This is a genomic window from Methylobacterium sp. NFXW15 (assembly GCF_049887755.1).
GTDB lineage: Bacteria > Pseudomonadota > Alphaproteobacteria > Rhizobiales > Beijerinckiaceae > Methylobacterium.
In genome coordinates, this window is sequence record NZ_JAGEKG010000009.1 from 118,252 (window position 1) to 134,161 (window position 15,910).

Below are 15,910 nucleotides of genomic sequence, written 5' to 3' on the forward strand. Positions count from 1 at the left end.
GGAGGCCGCCATGCCGCTTACCATCGCCAGCGACGAGGTCGATCAGCTCGCCGAGAAATTGGCATCGCGGACCGGCGTGAGCAAGGCCGAGGCGGTGCGGGTCGCCTTGGTGAACGAGATCGACCGTTGGGACAAGGCGGTGCCGCTGGCGGAGCGGCTGCGACCGTTGCTCGACCGGCTCGATGCCGTTCCTCGCACCGGCCTCGAGGCCGACAAGGCTTTCTATGACGGCCTGAACGACGAATGACGTTCGTCGACGCCTCAGCCCTTGTGGCAATCCTGACCGGAGAGCCGCAGCGATCCGCCCTCCTTAAACGCATCGACGCCGCCAGGATCCCCCTGACTTCCGGGCTTGCCATCTTCGAGACCGTCACCGCAGTTGCGCGCAAGAAGACGATGACCGTCGCCGAGGCTCAAGCAGAGGTCGACGAATTCGTCCGTATCAGCGGCATGTGGACCGTACCGATCGGAGAAAGAGAAACGGATCTGGCCCTCGCGGCCCATGCCCGTTTCGGCAAGGGGCGCCATCCGGCACGCCTGAACCTCGGCGACTGTTTCGCCTATGCCTGTGCCAAGGCGCATGGAGCGCGGTTGCTGTTCGTCGGCGACGATTTCCCGCAGACCGACATCGCCCCCGCGCTCTGAGCCACCTCACCCCCCGTGGAACTCGGCGATATGCTGGGCCACAATGGCGTCGAACGAGGCGTCTGCCTTGAAGCCGAGTTCCGTCGCGGTGGTGGTGTCGAAGGCGGCGGGCCACGTTTCCACGATGCGTAACACCGCCTCGTCCGGTTCGCGCCGGATGAGGGCGACCGCCTTATCGCCGGCCGCCCGGCGCAGGGCCTCGATCTCCTCGGCCACCGTGGCGGAGACGCCCGGCATGGTCAGGCTGCGGCGGGTGCCCAGCCGCGCGAGGTCGAGCGTCGCCGCATGGGTGAGGAAGCCGACCGCCGCCGCCGGGCTCGCGAACCAGTGGCGCACGGTATCCGGCACCGGCAGACGGGCCTCTTGTCCCGCCAGCGGCTCGCGGATGATGCCGGAGAAGAAGCCGGAGGCCGCCTTGTTCGGCTTGCCCGGCCGCACGCAGATCGTCGGCAGGCGCAGGCCGATCCCATCGAAGATGCCCCGGCGGGCATAGTCGGCGAGCAGCATCTCGCCCATCGCCTTCTGCGTGCCGTAGGAGGTGGCGGGCCGGAGGGCGTAATCGTCGGGGATCACGTCCGGCAGGGGCGGTCCGAACACGGCGAGCGACGAGGTGAACACCACCTTCGGCCGGTATCCCTCGGCGGCGCGGATCGCCTCGAACAGGAAGCGCGTCGCGTCCAGGTTCACCCGGTAGCCGAGGTCGAAATTCGCCTCCGCCTCGCCGGAAACCACCGCCGCGAGATGGAAGATCACCTCCGGCCGGTCACGGATCGCGGCCTCTGCAGCGCCGGGCACGCTCAGGTCGGCGGCCTCCGCCCGCACCGGTCCCGGAACGCCTTCCGGCGTGGCGGGGGCCACGACGTCGAGGAGCGTCAGCCCGGTCAGCGGCTGCCCGCCCACGGTGCCCTCGGCCACGAGAACATCGACGAGGCGTCGGCCGATCATGCCGGCGGCGCCGAGAATCAAAGCGTGCATCGGAACCTCACTGCATCATGTCGAGGGCGCGGGCGAAGAAGTCCGGCCCACCGAAATTGCCCGACTTCAAGGCCAGCAACAGCGGTTCGGGCCGCCCGGCGGTGCGCAACACGGGTACGCCCGCCGCGATCTCCGGGCCAACGAGGAAGGCGCGCAAGCCCAGACGGTCGACGCAGGCGCCGGAGGTCTCGCCTCCCGCGATGACGAGGCGCCGGACACCCGCCGCGACCAATCCCTCGGCGATGGCCGACAGGGCCGACTCGACGGCATGGCCCGCCGCCTCGGAGCCGTGCCGGGACTGGAGCGCGCGCACGGCCTCGGGCTCGGCGGAGGAGGCGATCAGCACCGGACCTTGCGCGATCCGCTCGCGGGCGAAGGCCAGCGCCTCGGCCACCACCGCATCCGGCTCGGACAGGAGCCGCCCGGCATCGAGCCGGAGCACCGGCATCAGGGCCTCCGCCGCCGCGACCTGACCGAGGGTCGCCTGCGAGCAGCTTCCCGCGAGGCAGGCGGCATGGCCGCCGACGGGATCGCCGATCGCCGCCCCGGCTGCGTCCCGGGTGCCGCGCCCATCCGCCACCAGGGCGCGGGCGAGACCGAGGCCAAGGCCCGACGCGCCGACCGAGAACGCCTTCGAGACGATGGCGCGGCCGAGCGTTTCGAGGTCGTGGTCGAAGATCGCGTCGGCGATGGCCGCGCCCTGACCCTCGGCGGCCAGCGCATCGAGCCGCGCGGACACCGCCTCCGGTCCCTTCGTCACCGTCGCCATGTCGATGAGCCCGACCCCGTGGCGGCTCTGGCGCGCCAGCACCCGCACGAGGTTGGCGTCCCGCATCGGGTTGAGGGGATGGTCCTTCAGCGGGCTCTCGTTCAAGGGCAGGGCGCCCACGAACAGGTTGCCCTGGTAGACGCTGCGGCCCGTTTCCGGGAACGCGGGGGTGACCAGGGCGATGGCCTCGCCCGCCGCCTCGCGCAGGGCGTCGGCGACGGGGCCGATATTGCCCGCATCCGTCGAGTCGAAGGTCGAGCAGACCTTGAACATCACGTGCGACGCGCCGCGCTCACGCAGCCAAGCGTCCGCCTCCCGCGAGCGGGCGACGGCTTCGTCGGCGGGAATCGAGCGGCTTTTCAGGGCCACCACCACCGCGTCCACCTCCGGCAGGGAGAGATCGGGGGCGGGCACGCCGATGGTCTGGACCGTGCGCAGGCCGGCCTTGGTGAGCGTGTTGGCGAGGTCCGACGCCCCGGTATAGTCGTCGGCGACGCAGCCGAGTGCGAGCGGCTTGGCGGTCGTCATCGGGATCAGCCCTTCCTGTAGGGGGTGAACCAGCCGAGGCCCGCCTCGGTGTTTCCCGCCGGGATGTATTCGCAGCCGACGAAGCCCTCGTAGCCGAGCCGGTCGAGCTCCGCGAAGAGAAACGCGTCGTTCATCTCGCCGGTGCCGGGTTCGTGCCGGTCGGGCACGCTCGCCGTCTGGACATGGCCGACCATCGGCATCAGCGCCCGCAGGCGCATGGTCACGTCGCCGTGCATGATCTGGCAGTGGTAGAGGTCGAACTGGAGCTTCAGGTTCGGGAGCGACAACTCCCGGATCAGCTCGGCCGCCGCCCCGAAATCGTTGAGGAAATAACCCGGCATGTTGCGACCGTTGATCGGCTCCAGCACGAGGTCGAGCCCGGCCGGGGCCAGCGTTTCGGCGGCGTAGGTCACGGACCGGCGATAGGCCTCCTTCGCCGTGGGATCGGCCGGGTCGGCGAGCCCAGCCATCAGGTGCAAACGTCTCACGCCCGTGGCCTCGGCATAGCGCAAAGCCGTGTCGACGCCCGCCTTCACCTCCTCGAACCGGTCGGCGAGGGCGGCGAGCCCCCGCTCGCCCCCCGCGAAGTCGCCCGGCGGCATGTTGAACAGCGCCTGGGTCAGACCGTTCGCACGCAGGCGCTCGGCGATGGCCTCCGGCGGATGCTCATAGGGGAACAGGAACTCCACCGCCTCGAAGCCCGCCCGCGCGGCGGCCTCGAACCGGTCGAGGAACGGCACCTCGTTGAACATCAGGGTGAGGTTGGCGGCGAAGCGGGGCATTTCTTCGGACTTTCTCTCAACCGCTTCCGTCCTTGCGAGCGGAGCGAAGCAATCCAGGGCAGCACGAGGGCTGGAAGCGACCCGCTGCCCTGGGTCGCTTCGCTGTCGCTCGCGATGACGGGCGCGGTGTCTATGCCTTCTCCGGCAGCTTCGCCCCCGAGACCTGCGCGTAGAGGCGGGCCACGGAAGCGTCGTCGTCCCGGCCCATCCCGGCGCCGGAGGCCATCAGGAACATCTGCAGGGCGGCCGCCGCCACCGGCACCGGGTACTTCTCCGCCCGCGCCATGTCCTGCACGATGCCGAGATCCTTCACGAAGATGTCGACCGCGCTGCGAGGGGAGTAGTCCGCGTCGAGGATGTGCGGCACGCGGTTCTCGAACATCCACGAATTGCCCGCCGACTTCGTGATCACCTCGTAGACCTTGGCGAGGTCGAGGCCCTGCTTGGCCGCGAAGCTCATCGCCTCGCAGGCGGCGGCGATGTGCACGCCCGCGAGCAACTGGTTGATCATCTTGAAGGCCGCGCCCTGGCCGGGCTCGTCACCCAGCTCGTAGACGGTGCCCGCCATGGCATCGAGGGCGGCGCGGGCTCCCGCGAAAGCGGCCTTCGAGCCCGAGGCCAGGAAGGTCAGCCCGCCCTCGGCGGCGCGCACGGCGCCCCCGCTCATCGGCGCGTCGAGATAGTGGCGGCCGGTCCCCTCCAAGCGCGCCGCGAGGCGGCGGGCGATGGCCGGGTCCATGGTGGCGGAGGAGACGAACACCGCTCCCTCCGGCATGACGGAGGCTGCGCCGTTCTCGCCGAACAGCACCGCTTCCGTCTGGGCGGCGTTCACCACCACCGCGACCACCACGGCGGCGCCCTTGGCCGCCTCGGCGGGGTTCGCCGCCCCCTCGCCGCCGGTCTCACGGAAGCGGGCGACCGCCTCCGGGTTCACGTCGCAGGCGGCGACGGAGAAGCCCGCCCGCAGGAGCGAGGCCGCCATGCCTGAGCCCATCGAGCCCAGGCCGATCAGGGCCACGCGGCCCTTCTGTGCCGGTTCGGTCATGGTCCTCCTCCCTTACCGGTTCACGAGACGGGCCGGGACGATCAGCACGCAGAGCGCGCCGAGCACCAGGGTCACCGCCAGAACGTACATGCCCGCCGCCGTGCTGCCGGTGGCGTCGCGGAGCGCGCCGATGGCGTAGGGGCCGGCGAAGCCCGCGAGGTTGCCCACCGAGTTGATCAAGGCGATGCCCGCAGCGGCACCAGCGCCGCTGAGGAAGGCGGTCGGCAGCGACCAGAACAGGGGCGAGCAGGCCAGCACGCCGCCCGCCGCGACCGAGAGCGCCGCGATGGCGATCACGGTGTCCCCGGTCGAGGCCGAGACCACGAAGCCCATCGCGCCGATGAGCGCCGGGACGATCAGGTGCCAGCGGCGCTCGCGGAAATGGTCGGCGCTGCGGCCGAGGCAGACCATCGTCACCGTCGCCACGAGGAACGGGATCGCGCTGACGAGACCGATGGTGAAGTTGCCCTGGATGCCGGACGCCTTGACGATGGTCGGCACCCAGAAGGTCAGCCCGTACTGGCCGGCCACGAACAGGAAGTAGATCAGGCTCATGAACCACACGCGGCCGTTGCGGAACACGGTGGCGATGGAGTGTGGGCTGTCGGACTTGGTCCGCTCCTCGGCGGCGAGGTCGCGCTCCAGAACCTGCTTCTCGGCCGCGTCGAGCCACTTGGCCTCGGAGGGGCGGTTGTCGAGGTAGAAGAACACCGCGATGCCGATGAGGACGGCGGGGATGGCTTCGAGCAGGAACATCCACTGCCAGCCGGATAGGCCGTGCGTCTCGTGGAACGAGTCCATGATCCAGCCGGAGAGCGGGTTGCCGAACACGCCCGAGATCGGGATCGCCGCCATGAACACGGTGATGACCCGCGCCCGGCGATGCGATGGGAACCAGTTCGTCACGTAGAGGATCACGCCCGGATAGAACCCGGCCTCGGCGATGCCGAGGAGGAAGCGCATCGCGTAGAAGGTCGCCTCCGAGTTCACGAACAGGAACGCGCCGGAGATGACGCCCCAGGTGATCATGATCCGCGCGATCCAGACCCGCGCGCCCACCCGGTGCAGGATCACGTTCGAGGGCACCTCGAACAGGAAGTAGCCGAGGAAGAAGATGCCTGCGCCGAGGCCGTAGGCGGTCTCGGAGAAGCCGAGCTCCTTCGACATCTGGAGCTTGGCGAAGCCAACATTCACCCGGTCGAGATAGGCGACGACGTAGCAGAGCATCAGGAACGGCACGAGCCGCCAGAAGACCTTGGCATAGGTCCTGTCGATGAAGCTCTTGTCGGTATTCACGGCGCTTCCCGGCGCCGCGGCGGCCTGGATGGACATGGCTTGTCTCCTCCCTTTCCCCCAGCATGGCGAGGGATGGTCCGGCCGCTCGCTGGCGGCGTTGACGGGCCTATATCGCCGTTTGGCAGCGCTGCCAATTCCGGTTGTGAAACAAAGTGCAGACGTTTATGTCGGGTTGTAGGGCGTCGCTCCGTCGCCATGACGGAGCAGGTGGTGCGCGAAGAGCCGGGACAGGGGATGACCGAATTCCAGCCGCCGGGACGGCTCGTGACGCTGGCCGACGTCGCCCGGGCGGCGGGTGTCGGCGAGAGCACCGTCTCGCGGGTGCTGCGCAACCACGGCTCCTATTCGAAGCGGGCGGGCGAGCGTGTCGCGGAGGCGGTGGCGCGCCTCGGCTACGTGCCGAACCGGCTGGCGGGGCATCTCGCCGGGGGCGGGACGGGCACGGGGCTCGTCGGCGTGGTGATTCCCTCACTGGCCAACATCGTGTTCCCGGACCTGTTGCGCGGCCTCACGGCGGCGCTGGACGGCACGGGGATGCAGAGCGTCGTCGGCGTCAGCGAATACGATCCCGACCGGGAGGAGGCCCTGGTCGCCGCGCTCCTGTCCTGGCGGCCGGAGGCGCTGTTGCTGACGGGGTTGGAGCACAATCCCGGAACCGTGACGCTCGCCCGCGCCTCGGGCGTGCGCGTGGTGGAGATGATCGACACGGACGGGGAGGGGATCGACACGGTGGTCGGCTTCTCGAACCGGGAAGCGGGCGCGGCGAGCGCGAGGCACCTCCTCGCCCGCGGCTACCGGCGGATCGGCTATTGCGGACACGATCCCGAGGCGGATCTGCGGGCGGGCAAGCGGCTCACCGGCTTCGAAGCGGCGCTGGCCCAGGCGGGCATGGCGTTCGCCGCGCGGGAGATCCGGCCCGGCCGGTCCTCGGCAGCCTCGGGGCGAGCCGGGTTCGAGGCGCTGATCGCCAGGGCTCCGGATCTCGACGCGGTATATTTCTCCAACGACGACATGGCGCTGGGCGGTTGGTTCGCCTGCCTCGCGGCGGGAATCTCCGTGCCGGGGCGGATCGCCCTGTTCGGCTTCAACGGCCTCGACTTCGCCGATGCCATGCCTCAACCGCTCTCGACGGTGCGCACGCCGCGCCTGGAGATCGGCCGCGCCGCCGCCGCCTGCCTCACCGGGCGTGACCCCACACGCATCGATCTCGGCTTCACGCTGATCGAAGGAGCCACCGCATGAGCGAAGAAGCCCGCCTGCGCGAGGAGATTTGCCGCTACGGCCGGTCACTGTTCGAGCGCGGCCTGACGCCGGGTTCGTCGGGCAACATCTCCTTGCGCCTGCCCGACGGCGGGTGGCTCGTGACCCCGACCAACGCGTCGCTCGGCTTTCTCGACCCGGCCCGGATCTCACGCCTCGATGGGGAGGGGCGGCTCGTCTCCGGCGACAAGCCGACCAAGGAGATCCCGCTCCACAGCGCCCTCTACGAGAGCCGCGACAGCGCGCGGGCGATCGTGCACCTGCATTCGACCCATGCGGTCGCCGTGTCGATGCTGCCGGAGATCGATCCGAAGGCAGTCCTGCCGCCGATGACGCCCTATTACGTGATGCGCACCGGGGGGACGGCGCTCGTCCCCTATTTCCGCCCTGGCGACCCGGCGGTAGCCGATGCGATCCGGGGCTTGGCCGGACGATATTCGTCCGTGCTGCTCGCCAATCACGGACCGGTGGTGGCGGGCGACAGCCTGGAGGCGGCGGTCTTCGCGACGGAGGAGCTTGAGGAGACGGCCAAGCTCTACCTCCTGCTGCGCAACCTCAATCCGCGCCACCTGTCACCGGGTCAGGTGCAGGACCTCGTGAGCCATTTTGGGCTCACCCTGCCGGAGCATGACGGGCACGATCACGGGTGAGGGTCGACCTCTCCGTCCTTGCGAGCGGAGCGAAGCAATCCAGGGATGCGCCACCCCTGGAAGTGTCCCGCGACCTGGATGGCTTCGCCAGCGCTCGCAATGACGGCGAGAATGAGAAAAGCGGGGTCTACCCTTCGATCTTCGAGAAGTCCGCGACCTCCCGCGTCGCGGCGCGCAGCGCGTTGAGGAGGGCGAGGCGGTTCTCGCGGAGCTTCGGATCGTCTGCGTTCACGGTGACGTCCGTGAAGAACGCGTCGACCGGAGCGCGCAACGTCGAGAGCGCCCGCATCGCTCCGGCGAAATCCTCCGCCGCGACGGCCTTCGAGGCTTCGGCGCGGGCGGTCTTGAGCGCTTCGGCCAGCGCCCGCTCGGCGGGTTCGCCCTGGGCGGCCAGGGCCGCATCGGGCTCGGCATCGTAGGCGCGGCCGTCCTTCTTCTCCTCGATGCGCAGGATGTTGGCCGCGCGCTTGTAGCCTGCGAGCAGGTTCTTGCCGTCCTCGGTCTCCAGGAACTTTTGGAGAGCCTCGACACGGCGGGCGATCAGCAGCAGGTCGTCCTGACCGGGCAGGGCGAAGACCGCATCCACGAGGTCGTGCCGGGCGCCCATGTCCCGCAGGGTGATCTTCAGGCGGTCGGCGAAGAAGGCGAGGAGATCCGCCGGATCGGCCCCGGCCCGCGCCCCGAGGCCGCGATCCGCCGCGCCGAACCGGTCGAGCAGGCGTAGGCGCAGGCCCCGGTCCAGGATCAGGCGGACGACGCCCAAAGCCGCCCGGCGCAGGGCGTAAGGGTCCTTGCTGCCCGTCGGCTTTTCATCGATGGCCCAGAACCCGACCAGCGTGTCGAGCTTGTCGGCCAACGCCACCGCGATGGCGACAGGATCGCGCGGCACCCGGTCCGAGGGGCCGAGCGGCTTGTAATGATCCTCGATCGCCGTGGCGACGCTCTCCGGCAGACCTTCGAGGGCGGCGTATTTCGCGCCCATCAAGCCCTGCAATTCGGGGAACTCGCCGACCATCTCGGTGACGAGATCGGCCTTGGCGAGGCGCGCCGCTTGCTCTGCCAAGGTGGGATCGGCGCCGACCAGCGGGGCCAGTTCCTTGGCCAGCGCCGCGATGCGCGCGATGCGCTGTCCCTGCGTCCCGAGCTTCTCGTGGAAGACGATGGCATCGAGCTTCGGCAGGCGATCCTCAAGCTTGATCGCCTTGTCCGTCTCCCAGAAGAACTTGGCGTCGGAGAGCCGTGCCCGCACCACCCGTTCGTTGCCTGCCGTGATGGCGAGGCCGCCGTCGCTGGCGACCAGGTTCGAGACCAGGATGAAGGCCGGGGCCAGATCCTCGGAGCCGGATTTCCGCAGCACGAAGCACTTCTGGTTCGCGCGGATCGTGGCGCGGATCGCCTCGGCGGGGATATCGAGGAAGGCTTCGTCGAAGGAGCCGAGCAGCACGACCGGCCATTCGACCAGCCCGGCCACCTCTTCCAGCAGGCCGTCATCCTCCACGAGGTCGAGGCCGCGCGCGAAGGCGAGGTCGCGGGCATCGTGCAGGATCACGTCCTTGCGGCGGTCGGCGTCGAGGATGACCTTCGCCTTCTCCAGCGCCTGGATGTAGTCGTCGAAGCGGCGCACCTCGATCGGGCCGGGCGCGAGGAAGCGGTGGCCGTAGGTGGTCGTGCCCGCGCGGATGCCGCCGATCTCGAAGGGCACCACCTCGGGCGATTCGGTTTCGGGGCCGAAGGTCGCGACGATGGATTGCAGCGGGCGCACCCAGCGCAAGGATCCCGGCTGAGCCGAGGCCGCGCCCCAGCGCATCGCCTTCGGCCAGGGGAAGCCCTTGATGATCTCGGGCAGGATCTCGGCCAGGACGTCCAGCGTCTCGCGGCCGGGCTTCTCGATCACCGCGAGGTAGAACTCGCCCTTCTTCGGATCGGTGATGGTGGTCGCCTGATCGAGGCTGGTGAGCCCGGCGCCCTTCAGGAAGCCCTGGACGGCGGCGTCCGGCGCCCCGACGCGGGGGCCGCGGCGCTCCTCGCGCACGGCCTCGCCGCGGGCCGGGAGCCCGGCGATGTGAAGGGCGAGACGGCGCGGCGTCGCGAAGGCCTTGGCGCCCTCGTAGAGGAAGCCGCGCGCCACGAGGGCGTCGGTGACGAGCTTCCGGAGATCCTCGGCCGCGCGCCGCTGCATGCGGGCGGGGATCTCTTCCGAGCGGAGTTCGAGCAGGAGGTCGGGCATGGCGCGGCCATATCGCCGCGCCGCACACCTGTCGAGGGTTCAGAGGCCGCTCAGTGCGCCTCGCCCTTCAGGATTGCTGTCAGCTGCCACTTGCGGTCGCCGATGGCATGGGCATCCGAGACGCGCCAGCCGCCATCCTCACGCACGAGGTCGTAGACGATCGCTTGGGCACCGTTGCCGCCCTTGCGCTCCACCGTGACCTTCGCCTGATCCTTACCCTCGGTGGCCTCCTTGAAGGTCAGGTTCTTCACCGTGTCCGGCTTCAGGGGCTCGCCGTTGAGGCGGTAATCGAAATCGAGGTTGCCGGTGGCACCGTTGGCCTGCTTCGCATCCGCGTCGAACAGGCCCTGAAGGCGCTTCGTGTAGACGGCCGAGTGATTCGGGTGCGGCTCGGCATAGAGCTTCTTCACCACGGCCTCCGGGCCGGCCTCGGCGGCGAGCGCCGGGGCGAGGCCCCAGGCGACGAAGCCGAGGGCGAAGACGGTCTGTTTCTTCATGGCATGGTTCCCGCGTCTGCGGACGCGCCGAGGCGCGCCGGTTGGCGGGGCGGCAACGCGCGACGGCTCAAGGGGCTCCGCCCGCTTCCGTCTTCAGCCACGCCGCGCCGCAGGCCTTGGCCAGCTCGCGCACCCGCAGGATGTAGCTCTGGCGCTCGGTGACGGAGATCACCCCCCGCGCGTCGAGCAGGTTGAAGACGTGGCTCGCCTTGATGCACTGATCGTAGGCGGGCTGGACGATGCGGTGGCGCTCGCCCTCCTTCGGCGCACCCGCCTCGAGATAGGCGCGGCAGGCGGCCTCGGCGTCGGTGAATTGCCTAAACAGCATGGCCGTGTCGGCCGCCTCGAAATTGTGCCGTGAATATTCCTGCTCGGCCTGAAGGAACACGTCGCCGTAGGTGACCCGGTCCTCGCCCTCGGCGCCGTTGAAGTCGAGATCGTAGACGTTCTCGACGCCCTGCACGTACATGGCGAGCCGTTCCAGGCCGTAGGTCAGCTCGCCCGCCACGGGGGCGCATTCGAAGCCCGCGACCTGCTGGAAATAGGTGAATTGGCTCACCTCCATCCCATCGCACCAGCATTCCCAGCCGAGGCCCCAGGCGCCCAGCGTCGGGCTTTCCCAATCGTCTTCGACGAAGCGGATGTCGTGGAGCTTCAGGTCGACCCCGATGGCCTCCAGCGAGGCGAGGTAGAGCTCCTGCAGGTTCGGCGGGTTCGGCTTCAGGATCACCTGGAACTGGTAATAGTGCTGGAGCCGGTTGGGGTTCTCGCCGTAGCGCCCGTCCTTCGGGCGGCGGGAGGGCTGGACATAGGCCGCCTTCCACGGCTTCGGCCCGAGCGCGCGCAGGGTCGTGGCCGGATGGAACGTGCCCGCGCCGACCTCCATGTCGTAGGGCTGCAGGATCACGCAGCCCTTCTCCGCCCAGTAGGTCTGGAGCGCCAGGATCAGCCCCTGGAAGGATTTTTTCGGAGTGGGCGCGGCGCTCGGCATGATCGGTCGGTGCTTGTCTGAATCGAGCGGGGTCTAGGAGAGCGGGGCCGGGGACGCAAGGCGGGCGGCCGAAGGGCAGGGCGCTATGGCGTGGGCGCGTCGCGTCAAGGCGCTGCGGCGCCAGGGAACCGCCAAGCCCACAGCCAAGTTATTGCTGCAACCAGGGGTTATTCGGCGCCCGATGTGCTGCCGAATGTTGCGGATCATGGACCATGACCAAGTTCTCGACCCAGTCTTTCGCCCGTCGTAACCTTGCCCTCGTCGCCACCCTCGCCCTGTCCGCCATGGCCGCCACGCCCGTCGTCATGAGCGCGAGCCGGGCCCTGGCGACCTCGGACGACCCGGTGGCGGGTGCCACCCTGCGGGTCGAGCCGGTGGAGGTCACGCCCATCGCCCCGGTGGCCAAGCCCGATTGCGCCCGCAAGGTGCGTGTCGTCTACGGAAGCTACGGCACGCCGGAGGGCTGCGCCGCCCGCTGATCCTCAACCATGACCCGCCGGTTCGCCCGCGAGCCGGCGCAGATGCAGTTCCTCGAGGTCGAGTTCGGCCTCGATGGTCCTGAGCACCGAGCTGTGGATGCGCCCCTCGCGGTGCAGGCCGATGAGGGCCGAGCGCCCGGCCCGGATGGCACCGAGCGCCGCCGTCATGTGGGCGTCCCGCTCGACTTCGGCCACGGAGCGATCGTCGCGCAGGCGTGAGGTCGCCCAAACCCGACGGCGATACTGCTCCACGAGGACCGGATGCCGGTGCGTACCGGTCTCGGGTTCCAGCATCGTCTCCAGGGAGGCGAGTCCAGCCTCGTTGACCGCCACTCGGGCCATATTCGCATCGAGGTGCCCGTCGGGCAGACGCGTCTTCGCATCGAGGGCGAGGCGCCGGATCAGCGGACCCAGGGTCGTGCCCTGCACCAGCACCGTGAACAGGATCACCGCGAAGGCGGCGAGCAGGATCGGGTCGCGCCCGGGGAAGCCCAGCGGCAGGGCGAGGGCCGCCGCGAGGGTCACGACTCCGCGCATTCCCGCCCAGCCGATCACCAGCGGGATAGCCGGGCGGAGGGGCGGCGAGGCATCGCGCCAGCGCCGGGGCAGCAGGCGCGGCAGGGAGACGGCGGCGAACACCCAGGCGAGGCGGGCGGCGACACAGGTCACCGTCGCCGCGACCGCCAGGGGCAGGCCCGCCATCAGTGCGTCCTCGCTGCCGCCCATGCGGACGAGCACGCCGCGAAGCGCCAGCCCGATCAGCACGAAGACCAGCGCTTCCAGCACGAACACCACGAAGGCCCAGACGGCGACGGCATGGGTCCGGGTGCGGGCATCGAAGGTGACGTGCTCGCGGCCTCCGAGCATCAGCCCGCAGGCCACCACGGCGAGGACGCCGGAGGCGTGGATCTCTTCCGCCGCGAGATAGGCGAGATAGGCGACGAGGAAGGTGACGATCGTGGCCGCGTTCGCATCGTGCAGACGCATCATCACCCTGTTGGCGACGAAGCCGATGGCGACGCCTACCGCCACGCCCGCCACGGCGAGCCACGCGAAGCTGCCCAGGGCGCCCCAGGCGCTGAACGCCCCCGTCAGGGCGGCCGCCACGGCGAAGCGGTAGAGGACGAGGCCGGACGCGTCGTTCACGAGGCTTTCGCCTTCGAGCACGGTGACGGTCTTGCGCGGCAGGCTCACCCGGCTCAGCACCGCCTTGGCCGAGACGGCATCGGGCGGGGAGACGATGGCGCCCAGCGCGAAGCAGGCCGCCCAGGGCAGGCCGGGCGCGACCCCATGCGCTACGAGACCCACGACCAGCGTCGTGAACAGCACCGCTCCGAGCGACAGGGACAGGATCGGCCCGATCGACGCGCGGAAATCGCGCCAGACGGTGAAGTAGGCCGATTCGAGCAGGAGCGGGGGCAGAAACAGGACCATGATCAGGTCCGGGTCGAGGTCGAAGGCGGGCAGGCCCGGCGCGAAGGCCAGCGCCATGCCGCCGATCACCAGGGCCACGGCCGGGGGCAGGCCCAGGCGGCCTGCGACGAGGGACAGGACCAGCGCCGCAGCCAGAAGCGCGAGCACCAGTTCGAACAGCGCGACGGGTGTCATGCCCAAGCTGTGGACCGCAACGGGTCCACGGGGCAAGCCGAAAGCGGCGCCCGGAGAGGGCCTTACAGCGCGCCTTCGCGGATCGCGCCGGGGTCGGCCAGCGCGTGCAGCAGACGCGCGGCGCTGTGGGCGAAGCGAAGCGTGACCGCCTTGCGGCGCGCGCCGCTGAGGGCGTGCTCCGGCGCCTCACGCAGGATCGCGGCGCCATAGGCATCGGCGACGATCAGGCCGCATTCCTCCGGGATCAGGCTTTCCGGCACGTCGTCGGGGATCGCGAAGAAGAAGCGGTCGCAGAAATCGCGGTAATCGGGCCATTTCCGGTCGGCCCGGAAATCCGCCACGCTCGACTTGATCTCGACGATGGTGAGCCGCCCCGCCCCGCACAGGGCGATGACGTCGGCCCGGCGGCCGTTCACCAGGGAGAATTCCGGCAGGGTCACGCAACCCATCTCGGAGAACAGTCTCCGCACCCCGCGCTGGATGCGCAAGGCCGTGGGGGATTGGCGCCGGTCCGGGGGAAGGACGAGTGCGGGCTCGGGCGAGGCGGTGGCTGTCATATCCGAATCGGTATCGTGCCGAATCGGGACATCCTGATGGCTCGGGCCGGTGGCGTCACCTGCGGCGCGCCACCACGCGCCTCACTTGTCGAACCACGTGAGAAGCCCCGCTCCGGGCGCGAGCAGCACGAAGGCCCAGACCGCCGCCGAGGCGACGTTGGCGAGTTGGAAGGGCAGGCGGCTCATGCCGAGCACTCCGGCGAGCAGCGGCACCAGCGCCCGTGCCGGGCCGAAGAAGCGCCCGAGCGCCACGGCGGCGATGCCCCAGCGTTGGATGAATCCCTCGGCCTTGGCGGTCATCTCGGGGTAGCGGTTGAGCGGCCATTTCTCCTTGGCGCCCGGCCCGAGCCAATGGCCGAACTCGTAGGACACCCAATCCCCCAGGGCGGCACCCACGGCCGCGGCGGCCACCACCGGCCAGAATTCGAGCCCCGCCCCGCCGACCAGCGCGCCGATCGCCACGAGGATCACCGTCGCGGGGACGAAGATCGACAGCACGGCGATCGACTCGCAGAAGGCGAGAACCCCCGCGATCAGCGGCGTCCAGGCCCTGTGGGTCTCCACGAAGGCCATTGTCGAGTCCTTGAGGGCTTCGATATCCATGGGGCGGGAAAACTCTCCTGTGCCAGCCCCATCTGTTGCGCGCATGGCACCCCGGCAAGTCCGGCATGCGTGACGCCGGGGATGCGGAGGGTCGAGGAACGGGCTAACCACGACCGGTCGAGGAGCCCTGAGCGTGAACGTCCTCTCCATCCAGTCCCACGTCGCCTACGGCCATGTCGGCAATGCCTCGGCGGTGTTCCCGATGCAGCGGCTCGGGGTCGAGGTGTGGCCCGTCCACACCGTGCAGTTCTCAAACCATACCGGCTACGGCGCGTGGCGCGGCGAGGTCTTCGCCGCCGACAGTGTGCGCGAGGTGGTGAAGGGCGTGGCCGAACGCGGGGCGCTCGCCCGCTGCGACGCGGTGCTCTCGGGCTATATGGGCTCGGCCGCGATCGGCGAGGCGATCCTGGAGGCGGTCGCCGCCGTGCGGGCCGAGAACCGCGATGCGCTCTATTGCTGTGATCCGGTGATCGGCGACACGGAGGAGGGCGTCTATGTCCGCCCCGGCATCACCGAGTTCATGCGCGAGCGGGCCGTGCCCGCCGCCGACATCCTCACCCCCAACCTGTTCGAACTGAACCTCCTCACCGGCCTGCCGACCCGCACCCTGGCCGAGGCAAAGGGCGCCATCGCCGCGCTCCAGGCGCGGGGGCCGCGGGTGGTGCTCGTGACCTCGGCGGCCATCGCCGAGACGCCCGAGGGGCACATCGATCTGCTGGCCGGGGAGGGCGGGCGGCTGTTCCGGGTGCGCACCCCGCGCCTCGAGCTCGCGATCAACGGCGCGGGCGATTGCATCGCCGCCCTGTTCCTCGTCCACTACGCCCGCACCCGCTCGGCCGCCGCCGCGCTGGAGCAGGCGGCGGCCTCCGTCTACGGCCTGCTGCGGCGCACCGCCGAGGCGGGCTCGCGGGAGATCCTGACCGTCGCGGCACAGGACGAGTTCGTCGCCCCCTCCGAGGTCTTCCCCGCCGAGGCGGTCTGAAACAGCCCTCCCCACT

17 protein-coding genes are annotated in these 15,910 nt (G+C 70.0%); 6 read left to right on the top strand and 11 right to left on the bottom strand.

The window, feature by feature from the left end; genetic code table 11:
- Positions 1-10: 10 nt before the first annotated feature.
- Both J4O73_RS19415 and J4O73_RS19420 read left to right on the top strand, forming a co-directional pair.
- Entirely contained in the window at positions 11-247 is a 237-nt protein-coding gene (locus tag J4O73_RS19415) for a type II toxin-antitoxin system VapB family antitoxin (RefSeq protein WP_426220022.1), read from the top strand.
- On the top strand, positions 244-645 hold the full coding sequence (locus J4O73_RS19420) for a type II toxin-antitoxin system VapC family toxin (RefSeq protein ID WP_426220024.1): 402 nt from the start codon (positions 244-246) through the stop codon (positions 643-645). The genes J4O73_RS19415 and J4O73_RS19420 overlap by 4 nt, the downstream gene beginning before the upstream one ends.
- Before the next feature lie 6 nt (positions 646-651).
- Here the strand turns inward: J4O73_RS19420 and denD are convergent, their stop codons facing one another.
- The 5 genes from denD to J4O73_RS19445 form a co-directional block, all read right to left on the bottom strand.
- Positions 652-1,620: a D-erythronate dehydrogenase gene (gene denD / locus J4O73_RS19425; protein WP_426220026.1), complete on the bottom strand. Its 969-nt coding sequence runs from the start codon at positions 1,618-1,620 to the stop codon at positions 652-654.
- Between the two features lie 7 nt (positions 1,621-1,627).
- Complete coding sequence (otnK, locus tag J4O73_RS19430) at positions 1,628-2,917, bottom strand: 3-oxo-tetronate kinase (RefSeq protein WP_426220028.1); 1,290 nt, start codon at positions 2,915-2,917, stop codon at positions 1,628-1,630.
- Positions 2,918-2,922: 5 nt separating this feature from the next.
- On the bottom strand, positions 2,923-3,699 hold the full coding sequence (gene otnI, locus J4O73_RS19435) for a 2-oxo-tetronate isomerase (protein WP_426220030.1): 777 nt from the start codon (positions 3,697-3,699) through the stop codon (positions 2,923-2,925).
- Positions 3,700-3,829: 130 nt separating this feature from the next.
- Entirely contained in the window at positions 3,830-4,744 is a 915-nt protein-coding gene (gene ltnD / locus J4O73_RS19440) for an L-threonate dehydrogenase (protein ID WP_426220032.1), read from the bottom strand.
- A 12-nt stretch (positions 4,745-4,756) separates the two neighbouring features.
- Entirely contained in the window at positions 4,757-6,076 is a 1,320-nt protein-coding gene (locus J4O73_RS19445) for an MFS transporter (protein WP_426220034.1), read from the bottom strand.
- 198 nt (positions 6,077-6,274) lie between these two features.
- On the opposite strand from J4O73_RS19445, the gene J4O73_RS19450 reads away from it, so the two are divergent.
- Complete coding sequence (locus tag J4O73_RS19450; protein WP_426220137.1) at positions 6,275-7,282, top strand: LacI family DNA-binding transcriptional regulator; 1,008 nt, start codon at positions 6,275-6,277, stop codon at positions 7,280-7,282.
- Positions 7,279-7,950, top strand: a complete 672-nt coding sequence (locus J4O73_RS19455; RefSeq protein ID WP_426220036.1) for an aldolase — start codon at positions 7,279-7,281, stop codon at positions 7,948-7,950. The genes J4O73_RS19450 and J4O73_RS19455 overlap by 4 nt, the downstream gene beginning before the upstream one ends.
- A 127-nt stretch (positions 7,951-8,077) precedes the next feature.
- Here the strand turns inward: J4O73_RS19455 and glyS are convergent, their stop codons facing one another.
- From glyS to J4O73_RS19470, 3 genes are all read right to left on the bottom strand, one after another.
- Positions 8,078-10,177 carry a glycine--tRNA ligase subunit beta gene (gene glyS / locus J4O73_RS19460; RefSeq protein ID WP_426220038.1) on the bottom strand — a complete coding sequence of 700 codons (2,100 nt, stop codon included), beginning with the start codon at positions 10,175-10,177 and terminating at the stop codon, positions 8,078-8,080.
- Between the two features lie 50 nt (positions 10,178-10,227).
- Entirely contained in the window at positions 10,228-10,674 is a 447-nt protein-coding gene (locus J4O73_RS19465; RefSeq protein ID WP_426220040.1) for a hypothetical protein, read from the bottom strand.
- A 67-nt stretch (positions 10,675-10,741) separates the two neighbouring features.
- Positions 10,742-11,665, bottom strand: a complete 924-nt coding sequence (locus J4O73_RS19470; RefSeq protein WP_426220042.1) for a glycine--tRNA ligase subunit alpha — start codon at positions 11,663-11,665, stop codon at positions 10,742-10,744.
- Between the two features lie 212 nt (positions 11,666-11,877).
- Here J4O73_RS19470 and J4O73_RS19475 point away from each other — a divergent pair, with 212 nt between their 5' ends.
- Positions 11,878-12,144 (top strand): hypothetical protein, encoded by a 267-nt coding sequence (locus tag J4O73_RS19475; RefSeq protein ID WP_426220044.1) that lies wholly within the window; start codon positions 11,878-11,880, stop codon positions 12,142-12,144.
- Between the two features lie 3 nt (positions 12,145-12,147).
- Here the strand turns inward: J4O73_RS19475 and J4O73_RS19480 are convergent, their stop codons facing one another.
- The 3 genes from J4O73_RS19480 to J4O73_RS19490 form a co-directional block, all read right to left on the bottom strand.
- Positions 12,148-13,752 carry a Na+/H+ antiporter gene (locus J4O73_RS19480; protein WP_426220046.1) on the bottom strand — a complete coding sequence of 535 codons (1,605 nt, stop codon included), beginning with the start codon at positions 13,750-13,752 and terminating at the stop codon, positions 12,148-12,150.
- 62 nt (positions 13,753-13,814) lie between these two features.
- Positions 13,815-14,309 carry an MmcB family DNA repair protein gene (locus J4O73_RS19485; RefSeq protein WP_426220048.1) on the bottom strand — a complete coding sequence of 165 codons (495 nt, stop codon included), beginning with the start codon at positions 14,307-14,309 and terminating at the stop codon, positions 13,815-13,817.
- 81 nt (positions 14,310-14,390) lie between these two features.
- Positions 14,391-14,912, bottom strand: a complete 522-nt coding sequence (locus J4O73_RS19490; protein WP_426220050.1) for a DedA family protein — start codon at positions 14,910-14,912, stop codon at positions 14,391-14,393.
- Positions 14,913-15,045: 133 nt separating this feature from the next.
- Here J4O73_RS19490 and pdxY point away from each other — a divergent pair, with 133 nt between their 5' ends.
- Positions 15,046-15,894, top strand: coding sequence for a pyridoxal kinase PdxY (gene pdxY / locus J4O73_RS19495; RefSeq protein WP_426220052.1), 849 nt, complete (start codon positions 15,046-15,048; stop codon positions 15,892-15,894).
- Positions 15,895-15,910 lie beyond the last annotated feature (16 nt).

Bases quoted from the DNA above. Each gene is read 5' to 3' on its own strand.
- J4O73_RS19490 (WP_426220050.1), bottom strand. From the start codon at position 14,912: ATGGATATCGAAGCCCTCAAGGACTCGACAATGGCCTTCGTGGAGACC.
- J4O73_RS19450 (WP_426220137.1), top strand. From the start codon at position 6,275: ATGACCGAATTCCAGCCGCCGGGACGGCTCGTGACGCTGGCCGACGTC.
- J4O73_RS19455 (WP_426220036.1), top strand. From the start codon at position 7,279: ATGAGCGAAGAAGCCCGCCTGCGCGAGGAGATTTGCCGCTACGGCCGG.
- otnK (WP_426220028.1), bottom strand. From the start codon at position 2,917: ATGACGACCGCCAAGCCGCTCGCACTCGGCTGCGTCGCCGACGACTAT.
- glyS (WP_426220038.1), bottom strand. From the start codon at position 10,177: ATGCCCGACCTCCTGCTCGAACTCCGCTCGGAAGAGATCCCCGCCCGC.
- otnI (WP_426220030.1), bottom strand. From the start codon at position 3,699: ATGCCCCGCTTCGCCGCCAACCTCACCCTGATGTTCAACGAGGTGCCG.
- J4O73_RS19445 (WP_426220034.1), bottom strand. From the start codon at position 6,076: ATGTCCATCCAGGCCGCCGCGGCGCCGGGAAGCGCCGTGAATACCGAC.
- J4O73_RS19415 (WP_426220022.1), top strand. From the start codon at position 11: ATGCCGCTTACCATCGCCAGCGACGAGGTCGATCAGCTCGCCGAGAAA.
- J4O73_RS19465 (WP_426220040.1), bottom strand. From the start codon at position 10,674: ATGAAGAAACAGACCGTCTTCGCCCTCGGCTTCGTCGCCTGGGGCCTC.
- J4O73_RS19470 (WP_426220042.1), bottom strand. From the start codon at position 11,665: ATGCCGAGCGCCGCGCCCACTCCGAAAAAATCCTTCCAGGGGCTGATC.
- ltnD (WP_426220032.1), bottom strand. From the start codon at position 4,744: ATGACCGAACCGGCACAGAAGGGCCGCGTGGCCCTGATCGGCCTGGGC.
- J4O73_RS19420 (WP_426220024.1), top strand. From the start codon at position 244: ATGACGTTCGTCGACGCCTCAGCCCTTGTGGCAATCCTGACCGGAGAG.
- J4O73_RS19485 (WP_426220048.1), bottom strand. From the start codon at position 14,309: ATGACAGCCACCGCCTCGCCCGAGCCCGCACTCGTCCTTCCCCCGGAC.
- J4O73_RS19475 (WP_426220044.1), top strand. From the start codon at position 11,878: ATGACCAAGTTCTCGACCCAGTCTTTCGCCCGTCGTAACCTTGCCCTC.
- denD (WP_426220026.1), bottom strand. From the start codon at position 1,620: ATGCACGCTTTGATTCTCGGCGCCGCCGGCATGATCGGCCGACGCCTC.
- J4O73_RS19480 (WP_426220046.1), bottom strand. From the start codon at position 13,752: ATGACACCCGTCGCGCTGTTCGAACTGGTGCTCGCGCTTCTGGCTGCG.